Consider the following 25,005-nt stretch of genomic DNA (forward strand, 5'->3'; position numbering starts at 1 on the left):
TCGCGCGGCTTCGGCGTCCTGCGGCTAGACGCCGCTCGCGCCGACGAGCGCCGGCCACGCGGCGAGCGCGGCCTGCGCGATCGCCTCCAGATCGCGGCGGCTCGCGCCGTCGCGCGCCTGGATCGACATCCCCTGTTGAACCGTCACGTAGTACCGCGCGATTGCGTCGAGGTTCGCGTGCGCCGCGATCTCGCCGGTCGCGACACCTTGCCTGAGGCGCTCGCGCAACGCTTCGACCGTGCTTTCGCGCATCGCGATCAGCGTTTGCCGGACGGTGTCGGAACGCTCGGCCGGGTGCAGCGCCGACAGCACGATCAGGCAGCCGGCCGGCTTCGACCGCCGCGTGAACACGCGCGCGGTATCCATCAGGTAGTTCCGCATGGCGTCGTGCGCGCTGCCGGCCTGTTCGACGCCGTCCCAGATTTCCCGTCCCTCCGTTGCGCGGTAGTGCTCGAGCGCCTGCCGGAACAACGCTTCCTTGCTGCCGAACGCCGCATACAGGCTCGGTGACGCAATGCCCATCGCGGCCGTCAGGTCCGCCATCGACGCACCCTCGTAGCCGAGCCGCCAGAACACCTCCATTGCGCGATCCAGCGCCGCCTCCTTGTCGAAGCTTCTCGGTCGGCCCCGTTCAGCCATTGCATCCATCCTTTCGTCGATATCTGTATCGATCGATAAAATAATTCAATTGACAGCGCCGCGCAACTTGCCACATTCTGTGTTGACCGTTACATAAATAGAGAAAGGAACGAACGTGAATCGACTTCAGGGCAAGCGTGCACTTATCACGGGCGGTAGCCGCGGCATCGGCGCGGCCATCGCGAAACGGCTGGCGGCCGATGGCGCGGACGTCGCGATCACTTACGAAAAATCGGCCGAGCGGGCGCAGGCCGTCGTCGCCGGCATCGAGGCGCTGGGCCGCCGCGCCGTCGCGATCCAGGCCGATAGTGCCGATCCGGTCGCAGTCCGCAACGCGGTCGATCGTGCCGCGGAAGCGTTCGGTGGTCTCGACATCCTCGTGAACAACGCAGGAATTTTCCGTGCAGGCGCGCTGGACGACCTCACGCTCGACGATATCGACGCGACGCTGAACGTGAACGTGCGCGCGGTGATCGTCGCTTCGCAGGCGGCGGCGCGGCATCTCGGGGAGGGCGGGCGCATCGTGTCGACCGGCAGTTGCCTCGCGACGCGCGTGCCTGATGCGGGGATGAGCCTCTATGCGGCGAGCAAGGCCGCGCTGATCGGCTGGACGCAGGGGCTCGCGCGCGATCTCGGGCCGCGCGGCATCACGGTCAACATCGTGCATCCGGGGTCGACGGATACCGACATGAATCCGGCCGACGGCGAACATGCCGGTGCGCAGCGTTCGCGGATGGCGATTCCGCAGTACGGCAAGGCTGATGACGTGGCGGCGCTCGTTGCGTTCGTCGTCGGGCCGGAAGGGCGGTCGATCAACGGGACCGGGTTGACGATCGATGGCGGCGCGAACGCGTAAATGCCGATGCCCGGCTGATTTGGCCGGGCGGCGTTGCGCTCGTTATCGGCAGCCGAGCCGTCGATGCTCGGTTTCCAGGTTGGCCCGCTTGTCGTAAGCCTGCAGTTCGTTGCGCGGCTTGCCGTCCGGGCCGATTCCGCGCACGACCTTCTGGCCGCGGTCGGGTGCATGCGTGACAGCATCGATGCCGGCGGCCAGTTCCCTGCAGCGTGCGTCGGGGGAAGCGCTTTCCGGGCGCGGTGCTGCCGCGCCGGTGATGTTGGCGATGCCCGGGCTGACGTAGCGCTGCTTCGCGTGCGCGGTGCCGGATGTGGTGCCGGTATCGGCGGCGTTCGCCGTGCAGGTCAGGGTCGAAAGCGCGGCCAGTGCCGCGATCGTTCGAATCATGGTCGGGTCCTTGGGGCCGTTGTACATACAAAGGTTCGGGATTCTACGCAATGCCCGGTGCGTGTCCGTGGCGATCGGGAAAAGTGCGATCACATGTCGCATGTCATGGAGATGAATCGAAGAGGACCGCCAACGGTGTGCGTGTGAGGCGCACAGCGCCGCCGGTCGGGCGAAGGAGTTCATTTACAAAAACGCCGGGCGTACTTACGATGAGGCCACCTCGGGCTCGCAAGAAATCGTATGCGTACAGTCGATCGAGTGATGCTTGCCGCGCTTTGCCTTGGCCTCACCGCGTGCGGCGGCGGCGACAACAATGCCGCGCCGGCAACGCAGACGGTTGCGAGCACACCTGCATCCGCCGCCGAGCCTGCCAGCGCGGCATCCGGCACGATGCCCTCGTCGACGAATCCCGTCAGCCCGGCGCCGGCGGCCGGTCCGGCCGGCACGACGCCCGGCGCGACGCTTTCACCCACCCCCGGCGCAAATCCTGTTCTCGTCGCTGACGTAACGGTCTTTCCGGCCGCCGACGGCAGCGATCAGGCCGACGCGATGCAAAAGGCATTCGACAGCCTGAAGGCCGGCCAGCGCCTGGTCATCGCGCCGGGCCGCTACGTCGTCGGGCATTCGCTCGCGGTGACCGTGCCCCAGGTGGTGATTTCCGGATACGGCGCGACGCTGGCCGCCACGAATCCGGCCGACCAGACGATCGTGATGAGCGGCACCGGTTCGACGCTCGTGGGCGTGACGCTGGCCGGCACTGGCACGACGCGGCTCACGACGCCGGCTTCGACCAAGGTCGAGGTGACGGGCGCGGGCGTCCAGGTGCTTCGCGTGACGATAGACGGCGGCGCCAGTGGCGGGATCTTCGTGTTCGGCGGCAGCGGCGTCGCGATCGTCGGCAATACGATTCGTGCGACGCTTGCCGATGGCATCCATACGACCTACGGTTCGACCAACGTGCTCGTGCAGAACAATACGGTGACGGGCAGCGGCGACGACCTGATCGCCGTCGTCAGCTATGTCGGCGACGGTCGCGTCAACAGCAATGTGCTGATCGACCATAACGCGGTGTCCGGCAACGCGTGGGGGCGCGGCATTTCGGTGGTCGGCGGCCAGGCCGTGACGATCTCGAACAATACGGTCGACGGCGTGCAGAAGGCCGCGGGCATCCTGGTTGCACAGGAGGACAGCTGGAAGACCTACGGCGTGTCGAACGTCGTGATCGCCGGCAATGTCGTGTCCAACATCCAGAATTCGAGTGTGAACAACGGATTGCAGCCGACGCAGCAGGCGGCGATCGAGCTCGACACGTGGACGGGAACGGTCGCGGACGTCGCGGTGACCGGCAACCGCGTGTCCGGCTCCGGTTATGCGGGTTTCCGCGCGTATGGAAACGTGTGCTCGTTCAGCGTGACGGGCAATACGTTCTCGTCGATCGCAGGCTCACCGGTGTCGCTGTTGTCGAGCGGTTGCGCGGCGAGCCAGATCGTCGTCGACGCGAACCGGCTGGGCGATGGCAGCGTGCTGGCACGACCGTCAGGTGCGTCGGCGACGGGCGCGTTTACCGTGACGGGGGCGGATGCGAGTCTTATGCCGCAGGTGCGGACGGGAGTGATGTGAGGAGCGGGGGCGGGGTTCGGCGTGCGGGCGGGTAGGGTCGCCTGATGGCGTTCTGCGTGCGCGGTTCCGGCAGATCTCTCGGCTGTAAAGGGTCTTGCGGCGATATCCGACCATCGATGCCGACAGAAATGCCAACCGGCGATGGAGCATAGGCAGGGTAGGTCGAACGACAGCAACCGATCCGTTCCCGTGGTCATGGATTCATCATCAAAGGCAGGCTTGTAGAGGTAGCTACAACGAAGTAGCATTTGATACATGAATGCTATCTCTGCTTGGTCGATCCTCGTTCTGACCCTTCCCACCCAGAACGCTACGGCCCGCATGCGGGTCTGGCGCGCGCTCAAGGCGAAGGGCTGCGCCGTGCTGCGCGACGGCATCTACCTTCTGCCCTGCACGGAAGAGCATGAAGGGGCGCTGCGCGAACTCGCGGGCGTGATTGCCGAAAGCGGCGGCACCGCTCACCTGTTACGCGCGCCGAGTCTTGACGCGTCGCAGGAGCTGGAATTCCGAATGCTCTTCGATCGCGGAGAGGATTACGCCGCCTTCATCCAGACACTGACCGAAGCCCGCAAGACGCTTGCCGGACAGTCCGCCACGGAACTCACGCGCCTGCTTCGCCGCGTACGCAAGGATTTCGACGCTATCAGGGCGATCGACTACTTCCCGGACGACGCGGCCACACGTGCCGAAGTCGCGCTGCAGGATTTCGTCGCGCTTGTCGACACCGTGCTGTCGCCGGGCGAGCCGCACGCCGCAGAGCGCGCCATACGCCTGCTCGCGATCGACGAGTACCAGGGGCGCAAGTGGGCGACGCGACAGCGCATGTGGGTCGATCGCGTCGCCAGCGCGTGGCTGATCCGCCGCTTCATCGACCCGCGTGCGCACTTCATCTGGCTCGCGTCGTCTTCCGATTGCCCGGCTGACGCGCTGGGCTTCGATTTCGATGGTGCTGCATTCACCCATGTCGGCGAACGCGTCACGTTCGAGGTCCTGCTCGCGAGTTTCGGGCTCGATCAGGATTCGGCACTGCTGCGGCTCGGGGAGATCGTGCATTCGCTCGATGTAGGCGGTCCCGCCGTGCCCGAGGCGATCGGCTTCGAGGCCGTGATGGCCGGCACGCGTCAACGCACGGAAAACGACGATCAGCTGCTGGAACAGATGAGCGCGGTGCTTGACTCGCTCCATGCGCACTTCGCATCGAACGGAAAGAACGAAACCGGGGGACGGCCATGACCACGACGGTGACGACAAACGCGCCGGGTTACTCGCTGGGCCAGCTGGTCGGATACATGTTGCGACTCGGTGCGCTGGGCTTCGGCGGCCCCGTCGCGCTCGCCGGATACATGCGCCGCGATCTCGTCGAGCGGCGAGGGTGGATCACGGAAGCGGACTACAAGGAAGGCATCACACTCGCACAGCTCGCGCCCGGGCCGATGGCTGCCCAGCTCGCGATCTATCTGGGGTTCGTCCACTATCGCCTCCTTGGCGCGACGCTCGTCGGATTCGCGTTCGTGCTGCCATCGTTCCTGATGGTGCTCGCGCTCGGGTTTGCCTACTCGCACTTCGGCGGGCTGTCGTGGATGCAGGCGGTCTTCTATGGCGTCGGGGCCGCCGTGGTCGGCATCATCGCGATGAGCGCGTACAAGCTCACGACGAAAACCGTCGGCAACGACAAGCTGCTTTGGGCGATCTTCCTGACGCTCGTGATCGTCACGTTCGTGACTGAATCGGAAATCGCGTGGCTCTTCATCGCCGCCGGGCTGATCGGCTGGCTGTGGCGCGCTCCGCCCAAATGGCTGAACAAGAGCGGGTTGAATGCGCTCGCCGGCGCCAATCTACCGGCGGCCAGCGGCATGCTGAGCGGCATCGATTTCCCGCAACTCGTACAGATCGGCGCGTTCTTCGCGAAAGCGGGTGCGTTCGTGTTCGGTTCCGGGCTCGCGATCGTGCCGTTCCTGTATGGCGGCGTCGTGACCGAGCATCACTGGCTCAACGACAAGCAGTTCGTCGACGCGGTCGCGGTCGCGATGATCACGCCCGGCCCGGTCGTGATCACGGTCGGCTTCATCGGGTATCTGGTGGCGGGGCTGCCCGGCGCGATCGTCGCAGCGCTCGGTACGTTCCTGCCGTGCTATCTGTTCACGGTCATTCCCGCACCCTACGTGAAGAAGTACGGCCATCTGCCGAGCGTCAAGGCGTTCGTCGACGGCATCACGGCGGCTGCCGTCGGTGCGATTACGGGCTCCGTCCTCGTCATCGCGAAGCGCTCGATCGTCGACACTCCAACCGCTGTTCTCGCCATTGCAACCGTTCTGCTGTTGTGGCGTTTCAAGAAGCTGCAGGAACCGGTAATCGTCACTGCGGCGGCACTCTTCGGGCTGGTGGCCTACCCGTTGCTCCACCATTGATTTGCATGGTGCGGCGGCGATCAAGACGCACCGGACGACATTCGTTCGGTGGTGAGCGAGGAAGACGACCGACCGTGCGGTGGTGTCGGCGTACCCACTTCGCTAGACAGGAGAAGCGCCATGAAGTGGATTACGCGTGAACGACCGAAGATCGATCGCATCGCATGCCCATGGTTGATCGCCCGGTTTATCGACGACGCTCCGGAATTTCTCTACGTTCCGGGCGCGGACGTACTGCGATTGGCGGACGAAACGGGCGCGGTTCCCTACGACGTGCCCGGCGTCGAGCTTGGCCACCACGGCGAGCGTTGCAGCTTCGATGCGTTTCTCGACAAGTATCGACTGAATGACCCGGCGCTGCTCGAACTCGCCGCGATCGTGCGCGGCGCGGATACCGGACGGCTCGATCTCGCGCCGGAAACCACCGGCCTGTACGCGATCTCGATCGGCCTTTCCACGAACTTCGCAGACGATCACGAGCAACTGCGGCACGGCATGGTGATGTACGACGCGCTCTACGCGTGGTGCCAGCGTGAGGCACGTGCCTAGCAGCCGGTTCGCGTCGTCGCTTGCCGGTCGGATGCTGCCGGCGGGCGCGGACCGGGCCGCATGGCTCATCCTCGCAAGCCGCGGCATGCGCGGTTTCTGCGATGGCTTCATTGCCGTGCTGCTGCCTGCGTATCTGCTGTCGCTCGGGTTTTCGCAACTGGACGTCGGCTTGATCAGCACCACGACGCTGATGGGCTCCGCGATCGCGACGATCGCAGTCGGCATGCTGGCGAGCCGCTTCACGCAGCGGCGCATGTTGACGCTCGCGGCGGCGTTGATGGCCGCAACGGGCATCGGCTTCGTGAGCTTCGCCACGTTGTGGCCGCTGCTCGTCGTCGCCTTCGTCGGCACGCTCAATCCGAGTTCGGGCGATGTCAGCCTGTTTCTGCCGCTCGAACAGTCGCGTCTGGCGGAAGCCGCCGGCGGCGACGTTCGCACTGCACTGTTTGCACGATACAGCCTCGTCGGGGCCGTATCGGCGGCGGTCGGTTCCCTGACGGCAGGACTGCCGATCTGGGTTGCGTCGCATACCGCAATCACGGCGCTCGGCGCGATGCGCGGCATGTTTCTCGTCTATGCGGTGACGGGCGTCATCGTCTTCATGCTGTATCGGCGATTGCCGCGCGCCGATGCCCGTGCGTCGAAGGCGGCGCCCCCGCTCGGCCCGTCGCGCCCCATTGTCGTGCGGCTTGCGATGCTGTTCAGCATCGATGCGTTCGCGGGCGGTCTCGTCGTCAACTCGTTGTTGTCGCTGTGGTTGATGCAGCGCTTCGGACTCTCGATCGCCGCTGCTGGTCAATTCTTCTTCTGGGCAGGCCTGCTCTCGGCCGGCTCGCAGCTTGCGGCCGCGCCGCTATCGCGCAGGATCGGCCTGCTGAACACCATGGTGTTCACGCATATCCCGTCGAGCGTCTGCCTGATTGGCGCCGCTTTCGCGCCGTCGCTGCCGCTTGCGTTAGCGCTGCTGCTGATGCGCAGCGCACTTTCGCAAATGGATGTGCCGACGCGAACCGCCTACGTGATGGCGGTCGTCACGCCTTCGGAGCGCCCGGCAGCTGCCAGCTTTACGTCTGTTCCGCGCAGCCTCGCAGCCGCTGTCGCACCGACGTTGGCCGGCGGCTTGTTCGGTCTTGGCTGGCTCGGTGCCCCGCTGGTCGTATGCGGCGCATTGAAGATCGCGTATGACCTGTCGCTGCTGGCGGCTTTTCGACAGGTCAAACCAGACGACGACCGGGCGCGGTAATGCTGCCTCGGTCGAACGACAAAGAAGCGAGGATCCATGCAAAGCGATGCATTGATGCGAAACCTGCGCGCTTCCTGTCAACCCATGTCGATGGAAGGCTCACGGTGTTTGTGCTGCGGGCGACGACGTCTCGATACAAGCCGCAACCTGCTTTTTATCGTTCGCCTCGGCGACGGGGGAAGTGATTGCTTTCGATACGCGTGCGCTACGCGCGATCGCACGGATCGCGGACGTATCGTCGGTGCATGGCGTGCTTGCCGCTCCGGAACTATCGCGCATATGTGCATCTGAAAGGGGGCCTACGAGGCTGGACTAGACAAACAGACAGAGCCAGATCGTCTGACTCAGTTCGGCCGCGAACGGCCGGTCTGAACTCACGCGCAAGTGACTGTTCCCGAGGCCGAACCAGTCCACCGAATGAAGTCGTGCGACACTTTCATGAATGCTGATGCGTTCAAGCGCAAACATGTCTGGATGGCGTATGACGCTACGCGACTTCACGCATCAAGGGCTCTGTGGAAGAGGCTCAGTGTTCGTACGCGATCGAAATCCGGAATGGCGATTGCACCCGAAATTTAGATTTAGTATATGTTGCCTTTCGAGGTTTTTGAGCAACTGGTCAGTGGTCCGTCGCGGCAATGAAACCATCGAGGCCAAAGTGTTTTGCCAGAGCTTTATCTTGCTCTGCTGTGGCGCTAGGCATGGCGTCATACGCGAGCGTCGCTGATGACAGGAATGGCCAATAATTCAAGGCTCGCCGGAGCGGACGCGTCGTAAGGCTCTTTTTATTTGCGGGGTAGGTTTACGTGGAACACAAACATATTCCAGGCTTCGTCGATGTCATCAAGGTGGATCAGCCTGAGGAGATCCTTCGAATTGCGAACGACGACACGTTCGACCGTGGTTTTAAGCGTCGCAAGCCGTTGCTCAACAGCCTGCTTATCAGTCGGATACTCGCGGTGTTGTCATTCGAGGGTCATCGGTTTCCGACTATGAGTGCCCAAAAATCAGCCGACCGCGCAAGTAAACAGGACGTTTTGTGGCAAAGGCTGAACGCCGTCGCGCAGGAAATCAGCGAGGGACCGTCGGAGCTGGAACCGTTGGCTCAGTGGGTTCGAGGAGATGACGCAGAAGTCGCGGTCGGCCCGCTGGTGCAACAGGTCATCGGACGGATATTTAGTCCCACCTTTGAATCCGGAGCGGCGAGTTGGGCCGCTGCGCAAGTGATTGCATCAGCACTTGCGCCGGGTAATACGCTCCGCAATCTTGTCTGGAGGTTGACAGGCAAGGTGACACGAGCCAAGTCCTTGTTGGCTTCGATGGTAAACGGAGACCTCGCTGGGGTACATGCGATCAGCGTGGCGATACATAACGTCGTCAAAGGCATGCATCAGATGCGTTCTCTGTATCACGACGCTTCTACGCGTCAGACAGTCACGCCGGAGGCGGCGGGACGTCGCTGCCTTTACGCTCCGGGTGTCGTCCTTCGTCAGCCGACATCGGCTGGGACATTGGCCGGCTGCCCGTATTCGCCAAATACTCTGTTGTTTTTGGAGCTGGAAAAAGCCCGGCAAGCAAGTGGTGACGAATCAATGATCTTCCTGGACAACACTTGGAGTCGCTGTCCGGCGGAACAATGGGTGCCCGCGATGCTGGAAGGAGTGTGGCGGCGTGCCACGGGTGCTCATCGAAACTGAACCGCTCGAAGGACGAACTGCTGACCTCCGACTAACCTCGGTGCCCGGCCCTGGCAATACGATTGCTGCATTGCGCCGAGCCCAGGGTTCTCGCGCGGACATCCGCGACTTGTAGCCCATGCGATAGAGCGCATAGAGCATCGTGTTGTTCGAAATGTCGAACCACTCGCGGGCTACCGCTTCGAACGAGTTGGCCGCCGCGATTTCGGCCGCCCGTTTCGCATCCTTCTTCGCTTCGCCCGGATCGACGCCGGCCGCGATCTGTTCGCGGGCCTCGTCGCGCTTCTTCCGTGCCGTCGCGAGCGTGACGGCCGGATAGACGCCGAGGGCGAGCGTCTTCTGCTTGCCAAGGAAGCGGTATGAGAAGCGCCAGTACTTCGCGCCGTTCGGTTGGACGAGCAAGAACATCCCGTTGCCGTCCGTGAGTTTGTACGGGGCTGCGCTGGCCTTCGCGTTCCGTACCTGCACGTCAGTGAGAGGCGTTGTTGGTATCTGTGTTGTTGGTATCGGCTGATACCAACAAAAATACCAACACTTTCTCCGGCTGTCACTGAGCAATCTTGGGTAACGACGGGAGATAGAGGTCCGCCAGACGGGCCTGAGCGGGGGATTTCTTGTGAATCTTGGGGATGGTTTCGGGCTTGGCTGGTCCCCCCGACAGGAATCGAACCTGTATCTAGCGCTTAGGAGGCGCTTGTTCTATCCATTGAACTACGGGGAGAGCCATGTCCGGGCGATCGCGCGAAAAACGCGAACCGGACGGCGGTGTGGACAGCGCGCAGAGTATAGCAAACGCGCGGCGCATCGGCGGGCGGATTGCACGCCGACGCGCGTATCGCGCGGTCAGCCGCGATCAGAAATCGACGACGACGAAATCTTCCTTGCCCACGTCGCACAGCGGGCACCGCCAGTCGGCGGGAATGTCGGCAAAACGGGTGCCGGGCGCGATGCCCTCGTCGGGCAGCCCTTCCGCTTCGTTGTAGACCCACCCGCAAATCAGGCAGACCCAGCTCTGGTATTCGGTTACTTCGCTCATGTAGCGCTCGTGATAATGAAAACTCGGTAATGCCGTCCGCAGCCTCGCCGGCGGACGAAAGGCGCAATGTTACCGGAATTTCGCCGAACGCCTGCGCAACGTCGTTTTAAACGTACGCATTGCGAACAATGGGTGACATCGCGTGCGGCGGGCTTGCAGTGTATGCTTCGTGGGCCTGTCAATCTGAAGGAGGAAACGATGCTCAACAGAAAGTGGATCGCGGGTGCGGTTTGTGTCGCGGCGCTGGCCGTGTCGACGCTTGCGCGCGCGGAAGCGCGCGTGTTCTTTGTCGAGCCGCAGGACGGCGCGACGGTGTCCAGCCCCGTGCACGTGAAGTTCGGTCTCGAAGGCGTGGCGCTCAAGCCGGCCGGCGACATGACGCCGAATACGGGCCACCATCACCTGCTGATCGACGGCAAGCCGGTGCCGAAGGGCGACGTGATCCCGGCGTCCGACCATTCTCTGCATTTCGGCAAGGGCCAGACCGAAACCGATGTGAAGCTGCCGCCCGGCCCGCACACGCTGACGCTGCAGCTCGGCGACGGTGCGCACCGTTCGTACGGTCCCGAAATGAGTTCGACGATCACGGTCAACGTGAAGTAACCGCGCATCCCGCGCCGGCACCCGATGCGCCATGCGCGGGATGGCCGGTCGACCGGCCGCGGGCATCGGGCCGGCATTCGCCCGTTCACCCGGTCCCGCGCAATCCGCGGCCGGCATCCGGCACCGGAAACCGGCCGCAAGCCATACATGGCACCGCTCCATCGCACCGCGTCGACGCGGTTCGAGTGCCGCTCGCAGGGCTAGTCCGTCCGGACATACCGGTGGTGGCGTCCGCGACCGGTACAATGGGCGCTTCCGATTCCTCTCTCTCCGCCGTCTCCCCATGTCGCTCTATTCCATTACCGGCGCGCAGCTCGCGTTCGGTCACGTCGCGTTGCTCGATCACGCGGATTTCTCGCTGGAAGCCGGCGAGCGCGTCGGCCTGATCGGCCGCAACGGCGCGGGCAAGTCGTCGCTGCTGAAGATCGTCGCCGGCCTCGCGAAGCCCGACGACGGGCTGGTCACGCGCCAGCAGGAACTGGTGACCGTCTACGTGCCGCAGGAGCCCGAATTCGAGCCGGGCGCGACGGTGTTCGATGCGGTCGCGTCGGGGCTCACGCACACGCGCGAACTGCTCGAAGAATACGATTCGATCGCGCACCGCCTCGCGGATATACCGGAAGGCGCCGAGCACGATGCGCTGCTCGCGCGGATGAACGCGCTGCAATCGTCGCTCGACGCGCACGACGCATGGAGCTGGCGCACGCGCGTGTCGATGACGCTCGCGCAGATCGGCATGCCGGACGGCGACGCGAGCGTCGACGCGCTGTCGGGCGGGATGCAGAAGCGCGTCGCGCTGGCGCGCGCGCTGGTGCTGCAGCCCGACGTGCTGCTGCTCGACGAACCGACCAACCACCTCGACTTCGACGGCATCCGCTGGCTGGAAGAGCTGCTCGTCGCGCAGCGCGCGGGCCTGCTGTTCATCACGCACGATCGCGCGTTTCTCGACCGCGTCGCGACGCGCATCGTCGAGCTCGACCGCGGCCGGCTGCTGTCGTACCCGGGCAATTTCTCCGCGTACCAGACACGCAAGGCTCAACAGCTCGAAGTCGAGCGCGTGGAAAACGACAAGTTCGACAAGCTGCTCGCGCAGGAAGAGGTGTGGATCCGCAAGGGCGTCGAGGCGCGCCGCACGCGCAGCGTCGGTCGCGTCGCGCGGCTCGAGCAGATGCGTCACGAGCGCGCGGAGCGCCGCAATTCGCAGGGCAACGTAAGGCTCGACGTCGCGCAGGGCGAGAAGTCCGGCAAGATCGTCGCGGAGCTGACCGACGTGACGAAGCGCTACGGCGGCCGTACGGTCGTCGACCGCTTCTCGACGACGGTCATGCGCGGCGACAAGATCGGCTTCGTCGGCCCGAACGGCGCGGGCAAGACCACGCTGCTCAAGCTGATCCTCGGCGAGCTGAAGCCCGACGAAGGCACGGTGCGCACCGGCACGAACCTTCAGGTCGCGTATTTCGACCAGATGCGCGCGCAGCTCGACCAGGAGAAGAGCCTCGCGGATACCATCAGCCCCGGCAGCGAATGGGTCGAGATCGGCGGCGTGCGCAAGCACGTGATGAGCTATCTCGGCGACTTCCTGTTCGCGCCGGAACGCGCGCGTTCGCCGGTGAAGTCGCTGTCGGGCGGCGAGCGCAACCGGCTGCTGCTCGCGCGCCTGTTCGCGCGTCCGGCCAACGTGCTGGTGCTCGACGAACCGACCAACGACCTCGACATCCCGACGCTCGAACTGCTCGAAGAGTTGCTGGCCGACTACGACGGCACGGTGCTGCTCGTCAGCCACGATCGCGCGTTCCTCGACAACGTCGTGACGTCGGTGATCGCGGCCGAAGGCGACGGCAAGTGGCGCGAATACGTCGGCGGCTTCACCGACTGGCAGATCCAGAGCGAGCGCTCGGAGCAGCTCGCGCAGCAGGAAGCCGCGAAGCGCGCGGTCAAGGAAGCGGCGCCCGTCAAGGAAGAGCCGGCGAAGAGCGCCGCGGGCCGCAATGCGCAGCGCACGGTGAAGCTGTCGTTCAACGAGCAGCGCGAACTCGATTCGCTGCCGGAGAAGATCGCCGCGCTCGAAGAAGAGCAGAAGACGATCAATGCGCAGCTCGAGGACGGCTCGATTTTCGCGAAGGATCCGCAGGAAGGCACGCGCCTGACCGAGCGGTTCGCGGCGATCGACGACGAATTGCTCGCCGCACTCGAACGGTGGGAAACGCTCGAGGCGAAGCGCAAGCCGGCATAACGCGCGTCGCGCGCCGCGCGGCCGGCGATGGCCGCGCGACAATCTCGCGATTGGCGTGCCACGCGGAACCAGTAAAATACCGCGCGTCCCGGGTAGCGCAGCACGCCGCGCGCCCGCTTTCGGAGCAGTCCAAGCACACCGTTGTTTCGATTCGCTTTTTTACGGAACTCAACGTTTTGTCCACGACGTTATCCACACGAGGTGTGGACAACGTCCCGATGAATGACGAAATTCAGCGCCTATGTCAACGAAGAAACCCAGCGCGGCCTATAGCGAAGCATCGATCAAGGTGCTCAAGGGTCTCGAGCCGGTCAAGCAGCGGCCCGGCATGTACACCCGTACCGAGAATCCGCTGCACATCATCCAGGAAGTCATCGACAACGCGTCCGACGAGGCACTCGGCGGCTACGGCAAGCAGATCACGGTCACGCTGCACACCGACCAGTCGGTGTCGGTCGAGGACGACGGCCGCGGCATCCCGTTCGGCATGCACCCCGAAGAAGGCGTGCCGGTCGTCGAGATCGTGTTCACGCGCCTACATGCGGGCGGCAAGTTCGACAAGGCCGCGGGCGGCGCGTATACGTTCTCGGGCGGCCTGCACGGCGTCGGCGTGTCGGTGACGAACGCGCTCGCGACGCGCCTCGACGTAACGGTCTGGCGCGACGGCAAGATCGCCGAGCTCGGCTTCGCCGACGGCGACGTCGTGAAGCCGCTGGCGACGCAGGGCGCGGGCCGGGGCGAGAAGAAATCCGGCACGCGCGTGCAGGTGTGGCCGAATCCGAAGTACTTCGATTCGCCGAACCTGCCGCTCGGCGAACTGCAGCGCCTGCTGCGCTCGAAGGCCGTGCTGCTGCCGGGCGTCGAGGTCGTGCTCGTCAACGAAAAGACCGGCGAGCGCCAGACGTGGAAGTACGAGGACGGCCTGCGCGGCTACCTGCTCGACGAGATGAACGGCAGCGAACTGCTGATCCCGCTGTTCGAAGGCGAGCGTTTCGCCGATTCGCGTTCGGGTGACGATACGTTCGCCGAGGGCGAGGGCGCGTCGTGGGTCGTCGCCTGGAGCGAGGAAGGCTCGCTCGTGCGCGAGTCGTACGTGAACCTGATCCCGACGCCGGCAGGCGGCACGCACGAATCGGGGCTGCGCGACGGTCTCTATCAGGCGGTGAAAAGCTTCGTCGAGCTGCACAATCTGCAGCCGAAGGGCGTGAAGCTGCTCGCCGAAGACGTGTTCGCGCGCGTGTCGTTCGTGCTGTCCGCGAAGGTGCTCGATCCGCAGTTCCAGGGGCAGATCAAGGAACGCCTGAACAGCCGCGACGCGGTGAAGCTCGTGTCGTCGTTCTCGCGCCCCGCGCTCGAACTGTGGCTGAACCAGCACGTCGAGCACGGCAAGAAGCTCGCCGAACTCGTGATCAAGCAGGCGCAGGCGCGCACGCGCGCGGGCCAGAAGGTCGAGAAGCGCAAGAGCTCGGGCGTCGCGGTGCTGCCCGGCAAGCTGACCGACTGCGAGACCGAGGATATCGAGCGCAACGAGCTGTTCCTCGTCGAGGGCGATTCGGCGGGCGGCTCCGCGAAGATGGGCCGCGACAAGGAGTACCAGGCGATCCTGCCGCTGCGCGGCAAGGTGCTGAATACCTGGGAAACCGAGCGCGACCGCCTGTTCGCGAACAACGAAGTGCACGACATCTCGGTTGCGATCGGCGTCGATCCGCACAGCCCGGACGACACCATCGACCTGTCGAACCTGCGCTACGGCAAGATCTGCATCCTGTCGGACGCGGACGTCGACGGCTCGCACATCCAGGTGCTGCTGCTCACGCTGTTCTTCAAGCATTTCCCGCAACTGATCGAGCGCGGCCACGTGTATGTCGCACGGCCGCCGCTGTTCCGCGTCGACGCGCCCGCGCGCGGCAAGAAGCCCGCGCAGAAGCTCTATGCGCTCGACGACGGCGAGCTGGAAGCGATCCTCGACAAGCTGCGCAAGGACGGCGCGCGCGAGACGCAGTGGAGCATCAGCCGCTTCAAGGGGCTCGGCGAAATGAGCGCCGAGCAGCTTTGGGACACGACGATGAACCCCGACACGCGCCGCCTGATGCCGATCAAGCTCGGCGAGCTCGACTTCGACGCGACCGTCGCGCGGATGACGATGCTGATGGGCAAGGGCGAGGCAGCCGCGCGGCGCGGCTGGCTCGAGGAAAAGGGCAACGACGTCGAAGCGGATATCTAGCCCCCTGCGCGCGGCCGGGCATGACGCCCGGCCCGGCCTCACGCCACTTACGAATACGGAATTCAGATGGACGACAACACTTCCGATCTCTTTGCCAGCCCCGACGCGCCCGAGAGCGACGCGCTGACGCTCGGCAACTACGCGGAGCAGGCGTATCTCAGCTACGCGGTCAGCGTCGTGAAGAGCCGCGCGCTGCCCGACGTGTGCGACGGCCAGAAGCCGGTGCAGCGCCGGATTCTGTTCGCGATGAACGAAATGGGCCTCGGCCCGGACGCGAAGCCGGTGAAGTCGGCGCGCGTGGTCGGCGACGTGCTCGGTAAATACCACCCGCACGGCGACCAGTCGGCATACGACGCGCTCGTGCGTCTCGCGCAGGATTTCTCGCTGCGCTACCCGCTGATCGACGGGCAGGGCAACTTCGGCTCGCGCGACGGCGACGGCGCGGCGGCAATGCGTTACACCGAAGCGCGGCTCACGCCGATCGCGAAGCTGCTGCTCGACGAGATCGACCAGGGCACGGTCGACTTCATGCCGAACTACGACGGCTCGTTCGACGAACCGAAGACGCTGCCGAGCCGCATGCCGTTCGTGCTGCTGAACGGCGCGTCGGGCATCGCGGTCGGCCTCGCGACGGAAATCCCGTCGCACAACCTGCGCGAAGTGGCGGCCGCGGCGGTTGCACTGATCCGCAATCCGAAGCTTTCGCACGCGGAGCTGATGAACCTGATCCCCGGCCCGGATTTCCCGGGCGGCGGCCAGATCATTTCGAGCGACACGGAAATCGCGGCGGCCTACGAAACGGGCCGCGGCAGCCTGAAGGTGCGCGCGCGCTGGAAGATCGAGGATCTCGCGCGCGGCCAGTGGCAGCTCGTCGTCACCGAGCTGCCGCCGAGCACGTCGGGCCAGAAGGTGCTCGAGGAAATCGAGGAACTGACCAACCCGAAGCTCAAGCTCGGCAAGAAGACGCTGACGCCCGAACAGCTCAACACGAAGAAGGCGATGCTCGACCTGCTCGACGCGGTGCGCGACGAGTCGGGCAAGGAAGCGGCGGTGCGGCTCGTGTTCGAGCCGAAGTCGCGCACGATCGACCAGACGGAATTCGTGAACACGCTGCTCGCGTACACGAGTCTCGAATCGAACGCGACGCTGAACCTCGTGATGATCGGCGCCGACGGCCGGCCGGGCCAGAAGGGCCTGCTGACGATCCTCGACGAATGGGTGAAGTTCCGCCAGCTGACGATGACGCGGCGCACGCGCCATCGTCTCGCGAAGGTCGACGACCGCATCCATATCCTCGAAGGGCGGATGATCGTCTTCCTGAACATCGACGAGGTGATCCGCATCATCCGCGAGTCGGACGAGCCGAAGGCTGCGCTGATGAGCGCGTTCGGCCTCTCCGAGCGGCAGGCCGAGGACATTCTCGAAATCCGGCTGCGCCAGCTCGCGCGGCTCGAGAAGATCAAGATCGAGAAGGAACTCGAAGCGCTGCGCGACGAGAAGGCGAAGCTTGAGGAACTGCTCGCGAACGAAAGCGCGATGAAGCGGCTGATGATCAAGGAGATCGAGGCCGACGCGAAGCAGTACGGCGACGAGCGCCGCACGCTGATCCAGCAGGAAAAGCGCGCGACGTTCGAGGCGAAGGTGGTCGACGAGCCGGTGACGGTCGTCGTGTCGCAGAAGGGCTGGGTACGCGCGCTGAAGGGCCACGGGCTCGACCCGGCCGGCTTCACGTTCAAGGCCGGCGACCATCTGTATGCGGCGTTCCAGTGCCGCACGCCCGATCGCCTGATCGCATGGGGCAGCAGCGGCCGCGTGTATTCGGTCGACGTGTCGGTGCTGCCGGGCGGGCGCGGCGACGGCGTGCCGGTCACGTCGCTGATCGAACTCGAATCGGGTTCGCACCTGATGCACTACTATGCGGCGCCGGCCGACCAGCAACTGCTGCTCGCATCGAGCAACGGCTTCGGCTTCCTCGCGAAGGTCGGCGACATGGTGAGCCGCGTGAAGGCCGGCAAGTCGTTCATGACGATCGATACGGGCGCGGTGCCGCTCGCGCCGATGCCCGTGCTGCCGAACGCGACGCAGGTCGCGTGCCTGTCGAGCGGCGGCCGCCTGCTCGTGTTCGGGATGGACGAGATGAAGACGCTGTCCGGCGGCGGCCGCGGCGTGATCCTGATGGCGCTCGACGACAAGGAAACGCTCGTGCAGGCGCTCGCGATCGATCCGGCGGGCGTCGTGCTGATCGGCACCGGCCGCGGCGGCAAGGCGCAGGACGACACGCTGTCGTATGCGGGGCTCGCGCCGCATATCGGCAAGCGCGCACGCAAGGGCCGCGCGCCGGACACGAAGCTCAAGGTCGTCAACGAGCTGCGTCCGCTGCTCGGCTGACGCCGCGCACGATCGTCCGGTTCGGCCGCGATCGAAGGCCGCACTTCCGCTTCGGCGGACGTGCGGCCTTTTCTTTGGGACCGCGGATTCGGGTGATTCGGGTAAGCAAGCGTGGCGCTGTCACGCGGAACTTGCAAAATATTGTGAAATCGCGCCTGGGGCCTGAACCGCGCGGCGACAGGCCGGTCGAACGACGTTCGATGTGCCGCGTGCGACGCGGCCGTTCGCAGCACCCACCCCATCACAGGATTGTCGCCATGTCCCACGCTGTTGCCGTCGCGCTGTTTCTTCATCTGCTGGCCGTTGCCGTGTGGGTGGGCGGGATGGTCTTCGCGAACTTCTGCCTGCGTCCGGCACTGTCCGACCTGTCGCCGCAGCTCCGGTTGCCGCTGATCGAAGGCGTGTTCGGCCGCTTCTTCAACTGGGTGGCGGGTTCCGTGATCGTGATCCTGCTGTCCGGCGGCTTCCTGCTCGTGGAATTCGGCGGCGCGCACGCGACGTGGTCGCTGCACGCGATGGCCGGGCTCGGCGTCGTGATGATGCTGATCTTCGGGCACATCCGCTTCGCGCTGTTTCCGCGCATCCGCCGCGCGGTGCAGGCGCAGAACTGGCCGGACGGCGCGCGTGCGGTGAACGCGGTGCGCCTGCTCGTCGTCGTCAATCTCGTGCTCGGTGTCGTCACGGTCGGTGCGGCCGTGCTGTCGCGCGGCTTCTGATCTTCAGGCGCATGCCGGCGCCAACCGCGGGCGCGCCGGCATGCGCCGCTACGCGGCCAGCATCGCGTCGAGCAGCCAGGCGCCGGCCGGGCCGAGCGGGCGGTTGCGCGACCATACCGCATCCACCCGCACACGGCGCGGCCAGCCGCGTGCGCGCAGTTCGCACAGGCGATCGCGCGCGAAGTGGTCGACCATCCAGCGCGGCAGTTCGGCCCAGCCGAACCCCAGCACCGCCATCTCCAGCAGCATCAGGTAGCTCGGCGCCAGCCAGTGCTGCGTGCCGACGACGATCCGGTCGTCGGCGCTGCGGCCTTCCGTTTTCACATAGGTGTTGAGGCGCAGTTCGCGCACGTCGCGCAGCGCCGCGTGCGGCACTTCCGTACCGCCGTATTCCGCAAGCGCATGCGTGCGCCCGACGAACAGCCCGATCTCCGATTCCTCCGCCACCGTCGCCGCGCCGATATCGGCCGGGTAGGCAGCGCGCGCGGCCATCAGCCCGAGCTGCGCGCGACCCTGCTGGATCAGGTCGAGCACGTCTTCGTGCTCGGCGATCTGGCATTCGAGCTCGAGCGCCGGAAAGCGCCGTTCGAGTGCCATCAACGTTTCCTCGTAGCGCTTCGACTGGTACGTATCGGACACGACGAGCGTCAGCCGTGCTTCCTCGCCGCGTGCGAGCCGCGCGGCCGTGCGGTCGATCGCCGCGCCGGCCTCGAGTGTGCGCTGCACCTGCGGCAGCAGCGCGCGCCCGGCGTCGGTCAGCGTCGGTGCGCGCGTCGAGCGGTCGAACAACTGCACGCCGAGATCGATCTCGAGGTTCGCGATCGCCTCCGACACGGTCGACTGGCGCTTGCCGAGCTTGCGCGCGGCGGCAGTGAACGAGCCGAGCAGCGCGGCTTCGGCGAATGCGAGCAGGGCTTCGGGGGCGTGGCGCATGTGGCGCTCCAGACTTTGTAGTATCGGTAAAACCGATGATATCAAACTGGATTCATACGGTTGCGCCGATCAAAATGACCGACATGAATGACGTAACGAATCGGAGGGAACCATGAAACAGATGAACAAAACGGTGACGGAACGGTTGCTGCATGCGCTGACGTTCGAGCTGGTCGCGATCGCGCTGTGCGCGCCGATCGGCGCGTGGCTGCTCGACATGCCGGTATCGCACGTCGGCGTGCTGACGGTGATGGTGTCGCTGATCGCGATGGCGTGGAACATGACCTTCAACACGCTGTTCGACCGCTTCGAACGGCGCGCGGGGCTGTCGCGCACGCTCGGCATGCGGATCGCACACGCGGTCGTCTTCGAGCTCGGCCTCGTCGCGATGGTGGTGCCGGTTGCCGCGTGGTGGCTGAACGTGAGCCTCGTCGAGGCGCTGCTGCTCGACCTCGGCATCGTGCTGTTCTTCCTGCCGTACACGTTCTGCTTCAACCTCGCGTACGACGCGCTGCGCGCCCGCTGGATGGCACGCCGGGTCGCGGTGCAGGCGGGGTGAAGTCGCCTGGTGCCGGTGAGTGCCGGTCGAGTCCGGTAGAGTGACGGCCGCCCGTCAGCGCGCGGCCCACAGCCACACGCCGCAGACAACCGCGACCGCGCCGTAGACGGCATAGACGGGCACCCTGAGGCGCGTGAAGCACAGCGTCGCGAACGCGCCCGTCAGCCAGTAAATCGGGTCGGCCGGCTCGCGATGCAGAATCTTCACGACGGCGACGACGAGAAAGCCCGTCGTCGCCGCGCGCAGCAGGCGCATCCCGTGCTCGAAGCGCGAATGGCGCTTGAGCCGGGACAGGTGGTTCTGAGCAAACACGACGAGACAACCCGACGGAATGAACAGCGCGGCCGTGGCGAGCAGCGCGCCGACCCAGCCGTCGGTCAGGTAGCCGAGAAACGGCACGACGTTCAGCAGCGGCCCCGGCGCCACGGGGGACAGCGCGAACGCCAGCGTGAAGTCGTGATCGGAGATGCCCGTGGCCGGCGAGACGAACAGCGTCTTGAGCACCGGCAGCGCGGAGAAGCCGCCGCCGAACAGCGTCATGCCGGCGCCCGCGAGGCGCGGCCACAGCAGTTGCTCCTGGTAATCGCCTGGCAGCGGCACGGCGAACAACGCGACGAGCACGCCGAGCAGCACGAGCAGGTTGCGGTCGCGTCTCGACAGCGTGAAATCGACCGCGTCGCGTTGCGTCGGCCCAGTCAGCCAGCCCGCTGCAAACGCAGCGAAAAGAATCCCGACGAAAGCAGCCGGACTATGCGCGAAAGCGAGCAGAATCGTCGACAGCGCGGCGATCGCCTGTTCGAGCCGCGTGCGCGCGAGCATGCGCAACTGCTTGACCCACGTGACGCCGATCAGTGCGGCGAGCACCATCCCGAAGTGATTGATCAGCATCGGCGCGGCAAGCGAGCGCACGAGCGGCGTGCGATAGAAGATCGCGAACAGCGTCATCAGGATGGAAAACGGCAGCACGCTCGCGAGGCCGGCGACCCATGCGCCGGCGCGGCCGTGCAGCGTCTGGCCGACCTGCACCGCAACATTGCAGCCGACGGGGCCCGGCACGAGCCACGCGAGCGCGACGAGATCGCCGAATACGTGCGGTTCGATGCGCTGCAGCCGTTCCACGTAGTGGCGTTCGAGTTGCGCCATCATCGAAAGCCCGCCCCACGAGATCGCCGAAATGCCGGCGACGACCTTGAACAAGGTCCATAGGGATGCCGGTGCCTCTTCGACACGAGCGGTCGCTTCGACTTCGACGGTTGTCATGATTGTGGTGTTGGCGCAGGGCCGGATCTCGTGCATGTGGGCGTGCCGGCGGCCCGCCGATACGTTGGCCCTCCCAATTGTCCGCCGCGCATCGTGACATCGCCATGCGCGAAAACGCTAGTTAATGAACTAAACAATCGGATCGGAAAACGAAATAATTGCGGCAGTGCGCAACGCACGCCGCGGCCGGGCCACGGTGCGCTCAGGCGCCCGTGCTGCCGGTCGCGCGGTGCGCGATGACGTTCGGATGGCCGCCGCGCACGCCGAAGCGCGCGATCAGCGCGGGAATCGCGTCGGCCGGCACCGGGCGAGAGAACAGGAAGCCCTGCGCCTCGATCTCGCCGAGCGCGGACAGCCACGTGATCTGCTCCTCGGTTTCCGTGCCTTCGACGACGACGGTCAGGCCGAGTGAGCGCGCGAGATGCACGATCGAAGACACCATCACGCACACGCTGCGATCGGTCGGGATCGCCTGCACGAACGAGCGGTCGACCTTCAGCGTGTCGACGGAGAAGCGGTGCAGGTACGACAGCGACGAATAGCCGGTGCCGAAATCGTCGAGTGCGATCCGGATGCCGAGCTTCTTCAGCGCGACGATCTTCTCGGACACGAGTTCCGGATATTCCATCATCGCGGTTTCGGTGATCTCGAGTTCGAGCCGGTTCGCGTCGATGCCGGTTTCCTGCAGCGTGCTCGAGATCGTCTCGATCAGGTCGCCGCGCCAGAACTGCACGGGCGAGATATTGACCGCGAGCGTCAGCGTGTCGTGGCCCTCGTCGCGCCAGCGCGCGATCTGCTCGCACGCGGTGCGGATCACGAAGTCGCCGATCGGCACGATCAGGCCCGTCGATTCGGCGATCGAAATGAATTCGTTCGCGGAAATGATCCCGTGCTCGGGGTGGTCCCAGCGCGCGAGCGCCTCGAAGCCGGTAATGGTGCGGTGCGTGAGGTCGATTTTCGGCTGGTATGCGAGGAACAGCTGCCCCTCGGCGAGCGCGACGCGCAATTGCTGTTCCCAGCGCATCAGGTGGTCGGCACGGTGCGACAGGTGCGGCGCATAGAACTGGTAGCAGTTCTTGCCTGCGTCCTTCGCGCTGTACATCGCGAGGTCGGCCTTCTTCAGCAGGTCGATCTCGCTCTCGTTCGCGACGGAGTGCAGCGCGATGCCGATGCTCGCATGCAGCACGAACGAACTGCCGCGCACGTCGAACGGCTCGGCGAACATCCGGATGATCGCTTCGGCGAGGCGCACCGCGCGCCGCTCGACGTCGTCGCCCTTCATCACGACGACGAACTCGTCGCCGCCGATGCGAGCGAGCGAGCCTTCGTCGCCGACCGCATCGGACAGGCGCGACGCGGTCATCTGCAGCACGATGTCGCCGGCGTTGTGGCCGAGCGTGTCGTTGACGGTCTTGAAGTTGTCGAGATCGATGAACAGCAGGCCGAGCCGCGACAGGCTCGTCGGCATCGACACGTCGTTGCGCAGCCCGCGCAGCGTCGCATAGCGGTTCGCGAGGCCGGTGAGCAGGTCGAATTCCGCGAGCTGCGTCATCTCGCGCTCGCGGCCGAGCAGCTTGCCGATCAGGCCCGTCGCGACGCCGAAGAACGCGAGCATCGCGAGCGTGATGAAGCTCGTCATCAGCAGGTAGACGTTGCGCGTGTGGTAGTAATCCGCGAATTCCTCGGTCTGCGACAGCCCGACCATCACCGCGAGCGGGTAGCCGTCGAGGTGGCGGTACGACACGATGCGTGTCACGCCGTCGATCGGGTCGATGATCGTGCCCGTCACGCGCTCGGCGATCGGGTAGACGCCCGATGCCGAAAACGCGCCCGGCGCGTTGCTGAGCGAGCCCGTGCGCCGCGCGAGCACGCCGCCCGTGTCGGACACGACCGCGATCACGCCTTCCTTGCCGATCGCCGCGTTGTTGTAGAAGTCGTTCGTGAAATAGCTCGGGTCTTCCGACACGACGACGATGCCCGCGAAGCTGCCGTCCGGGTTGTTCAGGCGCCGCGTCATCTGCAGCGTCCAGTGGCTCGACACGCGGCCGAGCACGGGCTTGCTGATATAGAGGCGGTCGTCGTTGTGCGCGAGGTGGACCTTGAAGTGCTCCCGATCGGACAGGTTGATCGGCTGCGGATGGATTTCGGCGGTGTTCGCGAACAGGATGCCCCTGGCGTTGACGAGCGACACCTGGATCAGCGTATCGCTCGGCACGACGCCTTTCTCGACGGTGCTCGCGAGATTGAAGCGCGCGGGCGACTTCTCGAACTCGAACTTGACGAAGCGGGTGATCTGGTCGACCTGGTGGATCGCCTTGACCGTATGCTGCTCGAGCGCGGAGGACAGGATCGCCGCGGACGCCGCCGCTTCCTTGTACGCGCTGTCCTTCTCGACCGACAGACGCGCGACGATCACGGCCCACAGCAGCGCAAGCGCCAGCATCCCGAGCAGCGGGATCGCGAATAGCGCACGCCGGCGCGATTTGCGCGGCGCGCGCAGCGGCCGGGTAGGCGGCGTAGGGTTGGACCGGGCGGAGCTCATCGAAGAGGGTGGCGTCCTGCTCGCGTGCGCCATCCGTCGGGATGGCCGGCTATGGTTCGGGTCGCCCCGGCGTCTGTTCGTTCGCGGGATGCGCAACCATCGACAGACCTCCGAAACAACGGATTAGGCCCGATATTACTGGCTGGAGGGTTTTTGCGATAGTTGGGCGAATCGGAGGGGCGCCGGACGGGCCGGCGCCATCGCACATCGCGAAATGTCAGTCAGGTGACCGGAACGTGCCGTCGACGACCGTGACGGTGTGGCCGCCGATCCACGTCGTGCCGTCCTCGTCGTAGCTGACGAAGATGCGGCCGTCGCGGCCGATCGCCGTGCCCTGGCGGGCCGTATACGACCTGCCGGGGCGGCGTTCCTGCCGCGTCAGCAGCCCGGCCAGCGCGGCGTTGGCGCTGCCCGTGACGGGGTCCTCGCCGACGCCGAAGCTGCCGCCCGTCATCAGGCAGCGGATTTCGAACGTGGCGGGGCCGCCGTCGGCGTGCGGCGCATAGACCGCGAGGCCGTGCGTGCCGTAGCGGTGCGTGATCGCTTCCAGCGCGGCCGGATCGGGCGACAGGCCGATGCATGCGTCGGCCGACGTCAGCCGCACGACCAGCCACGGCGCGCCGTTGTCGACCGCGCACGGCTGCGCATCCAGGTCGAGCGCGTCGCTGCGCAACGCGGCAGCCAGCGCCGCGTAGTCCGAACGGTCGAGCGGCGTGACGCGTGCCGGCGGCGCGGCGAACGCCCAGCCGTCGGCCTGCTCGCGCAGCGCGACCCGGCCGACCCCGCACTGCTGGATCAGCCGGCCCGGCGTGCGCGGCCGCGCGCCGCTTTCCAGGAACGCGTGCGCGGTGCCGAGCGTCGGGTGGCCGGCGAACGGCAGTTCGCCGCCCGGCGTGAAGATTCGCACGCGGTAGTTGGCTTCCGGATCGGTCGGGGTGCAGACGAACGTCGTCTCCGACAGGTTGGTCCAGCGGGCGATCGCGAGCATGTCGTCGTTGCCGAGCGAATCGGCGTCGAACACCACGGCGAGCGGGTTGCCCTTGAACGGTACCGACGTGAACACGTCGACCTGCTTGAAGCGGACGAGATGACCGGGCATCGCGCTGCGCCCG

General features: G+C 65.7%; 20 protein-coding genes, 1 tRNA gene and 1 pseudogene. 13 read left to right on the plus strand and 9 right to left on the minus strand.

Features of this window, described 5'->3' with window-relative positions; all coding sequences use genetic code 11:
• Positions 1-24: 24 nt before the first annotated feature.
• On the minus strand, positions 25-639 hold the full coding sequence (locus ACNQQL_RS22090) for a TetR/AcrR family transcriptional regulator (RefSeq protein WP_072440861.1): 615 nt from the start codon (positions 637-639) through the stop codon (positions 25-27).
• Positions 640-754: 115 nt separating this feature from the next.
• Between ACNQQL_RS22090 and ACNQQL_RS22095 the strand changes: the two genes are divergently transcribed.
• Entirely contained in the window at positions 755-1,495 is a 741-nt protein-coding gene (locus ACNQQL_RS22095) for an SDR family NAD(P)-dependent oxidoreductase (protein ID WP_034184783.1), read from the plus strand.
• Between the two features lie 42 nt (positions 1,496-1,537).
• Here ACNQQL_RS22095 and ACNQQL_RS22100 read toward each other — a convergent pair whose 3' ends face one another.
• Entirely contained in the window at positions 1,538-2,065 is a 528-nt protein-coding gene (locus ACNQQL_RS22100; RefSeq protein ID WP_347065679.1) for a hypothetical protein, read from the minus strand.
• 78 nt (positions 2,066-2,143) lie between these two features.
• Here ACNQQL_RS22100 and ACNQQL_RS22105 point away from each other — a divergent pair, with 78 nt between their 5' ends.
• From ACNQQL_RS22105 to ACNQQL_RS22130, 6 genes are all read left to right on the plus strand, one after another.
• Positions 2,144-3,502: a right-handed parallel beta-helix repeat-containing protein gene (locus tag ACNQQL_RS22105; RefSeq protein ID WP_347065681.1), complete on the plus strand. Its 1,359-nt coding sequence runs from the start codon at positions 2,144-2,146 to the stop codon at positions 3,500-3,502.
• Positions 3,503-3,757: 255 nt separating this feature from the next.
• Positions 3,758-4,735 carry a chromate resistance protein ChrB domain-containing protein gene (locus tag ACNQQL_RS22110; RefSeq protein WP_347065683.1) on the plus strand — a complete coding sequence of 326 codons (978 nt, stop codon included), beginning with the start codon at positions 3,758-3,760 and terminating at the stop codon, positions 4,733-4,735.
• A complete protein-coding gene (locus ACNQQL_RS22115; protein WP_347065685.1) occupies positions 4,732-5,910 on the plus strand; it encodes a chromate transporter in 1,179 nt (392 codons plus the stop codon). Before ACNQQL_RS22110 ends, ACNQQL_RS22115 begins: the two co-directional genes overlap by 4 nt.
• 120 nt (positions 5,911-6,030) lie before the next feature.
• Complete coding sequence (locus ACNQQL_RS22120; RefSeq protein WP_347065733.1) at positions 6,031-6,459, plus strand: chromate resistance protein ChrB domain-containing protein; 429 nt, start codon at positions 6,031-6,033, stop codon at positions 6,457-6,459.
• Positions 6,460-6,490: 31 nt separating this feature from the next.
• Positions 6,491-7,702 carry an MFS transporter gene (locus ACNQQL_RS22125; protein ID WP_416392690.1) on the plus strand — a complete coding sequence of 404 codons (1,212 nt, stop codon included), beginning with the start codon at positions 6,491-6,493 and terminating at the stop codon, positions 7,700-7,702.
• Between the two features lie 806 nt (positions 7,703-8,508).
• Positions 8,509-9,399 (plus strand): hypothetical protein, encoded by an 891-nt coding sequence (locus ACNQQL_RS22130; RefSeq protein WP_347065687.1) that lies wholly within the window; start codon positions 8,509-8,511, stop codon positions 9,397-9,399.
• A 156-nt stretch (positions 9,400-9,555) separates the two neighbouring features.
• Here the strand turns inward: ACNQQL_RS22130 and ACNQQL_RS22135 are convergent.
• The 3 genes and pseudogenes from ACNQQL_RS22135 to ACNQQL_RS22145 form a co-directional block, all read right to left on the minus strand.
• Positions 9,556-9,891, minus strand: a pseudogene (locus ACNQQL_RS22135) (Arm DNA-binding domain-containing protein); the annotation flags it as partial.
• 154 nt (positions 9,892-10,045) lie between these two features.
• Positions 10,046-10,120: transfer RNA gene (locus ACNQQL_RS22140), tRNA-Arg, on the minus strand.
• Positions 10,121-10,252: 132 nt separating this feature from the next.
• The gene (locus ACNQQL_RS22145) at positions 10,253-10,435 is read right to left on the minus strand and encodes a rubredoxin (protein WP_006398668.1); all 183 of its coding nucleotides are present in this window, start codon (positions 10,433-10,435) and stop codon (positions 10,253-10,255) included.
• 198 nt (positions 10,436-10,633) lie between these two features.
• Here ACNQQL_RS22145 and ACNQQL_RS22150 point away from each other — a divergent pair, with 198 nt between their 5' ends.
• From ACNQQL_RS22150 to ACNQQL_RS22170, 5 genes are all read left to right on the plus strand, one after another.
• The gene (locus tag ACNQQL_RS22150) at positions 10,634-11,038 is read left to right on the plus strand and encodes a DUF4399 domain-containing protein (RefSeq protein ID WP_204424036.1); all 405 of its coding nucleotides are present in this window, start codon (positions 10,634-10,636) and stop codon (positions 11,036-11,038) included.
• A 283-nt stretch (positions 11,039-11,321) separates the two neighbouring features.
• The gene (locus tag ACNQQL_RS22155; RefSeq protein ID WP_347065690.1) at positions 11,322-13,271 is read left to right on the plus strand and encodes an ATP-binding cassette domain-containing protein; all 1,950 of its coding nucleotides are present in this window, start codon (positions 11,322-11,324) and stop codon (positions 13,269-13,271) included.
• A gap of 241 nt (positions 13,272-13,512) precedes the next feature.
• Complete coding sequence (gene parE / locus ACNQQL_RS22160) at positions 13,513-15,495, plus strand: DNA topoisomerase IV subunit B (RefSeq protein ID WP_034184787.1); 1,983 nt, start codon at positions 13,513-13,515, stop codon at positions 15,493-15,495.
• A gap of 66 nt (positions 15,496-15,561) precedes the next feature.
• On the plus strand, positions 15,562-17,883 hold the full coding sequence (parC, locus tag ACNQQL_RS22165; RefSeq protein ID WP_347065692.1) for a DNA topoisomerase IV subunit A: 2,322 nt from the start codon (positions 15,562-15,564) through the stop codon (positions 17,881-17,883).
• A gap of 257 nt (positions 17,884-18,140) precedes the next feature.
• Positions 18,141-18,599 (plus strand): CopD family protein, encoded by a 459-nt coding sequence (locus ACNQQL_RS22170; RefSeq protein ID WP_047898700.1) that lies wholly within the window; start codon positions 18,141-18,143, stop codon positions 18,597-18,599.
• A 48-nt stretch (positions 18,600-18,647) separates the two neighbouring features.
• On the opposite strand, the gene ACNQQL_RS22175 is transcribed toward ACNQQL_RS22170, so the two are convergent.
• The gene (locus ACNQQL_RS22175; protein ID WP_347065694.1) at positions 18,648-19,532 is read right to left on the minus strand and encodes a LysR family transcriptional regulator; all 885 of its coding nucleotides are present in this window, start codon (positions 19,530-19,532) and stop codon (positions 18,648-18,650) included.
• A gap of 112 nt (positions 19,533-19,644) precedes the next feature.
• Between ACNQQL_RS22175 and ACNQQL_RS22180 the strand changes: the two genes are divergently transcribed.
• On the plus strand, positions 19,645-20,091 hold the full coding sequence (locus ACNQQL_RS22180; protein WP_072440835.1) for a multidrug/biocide efflux PACE transporter: 447 nt from the start codon (positions 19,645-19,647) through the stop codon (positions 20,089-20,091).
• 54 nt (positions 20,092-20,145) lie between these two features.
• Here ACNQQL_RS22180 and ACNQQL_RS22185 read toward each other — a convergent pair whose 3' ends face one another.
• The 3 genes from ACNQQL_RS22185 to ACNQQL_RS22195 all read right to left on the minus strand — a co-directional run bounded on the left by ACNQQL_RS22185 (position 20,146) and on the right by ACNQQL_RS22195 (position 24,992).
• Positions 20,146-21,351 carry a chromate transporter gene (locus ACNQQL_RS22185; RefSeq protein WP_347065697.1) on the minus strand — a complete coding sequence of 402 codons (1,206 nt, stop codon included), beginning with the start codon at positions 21,349-21,351 and terminating at the stop codon, positions 20,146-20,148.
• 202 nt (positions 21,352-21,553) lie between these two features.
• A complete protein-coding gene (locus ACNQQL_RS22190; RefSeq protein ID WP_347065699.1) occupies positions 21,554-23,893 on the minus strand; it encodes an EAL domain-containing protein in 2,340 nt (779 codons plus the stop codon).
• Positions 23,894-24,110: 217 nt separating this feature from the next.
• Complete coding sequence (locus tag ACNQQL_RS22195; RefSeq protein WP_347065701.1) at positions 24,111-24,992, minus strand: PhzF family phenazine biosynthesis protein; 882 nt, start codon at positions 24,990-24,992, stop codon at positions 24,111-24,113.
• Between the last annotated feature and the right edge of the window lie 13 nt (positions 24,993-25,005).

It is taken from the genome of Burkholderia sp. LFS061 (assembly GCF_047978125.1).
Classification (GTDB): Bacteria; Pseudomonadota; Gammaproteobacteria; order Burkholderiales; family Burkholderiaceae; genus Burkholderia; species Burkholderia pyrrocinia_C.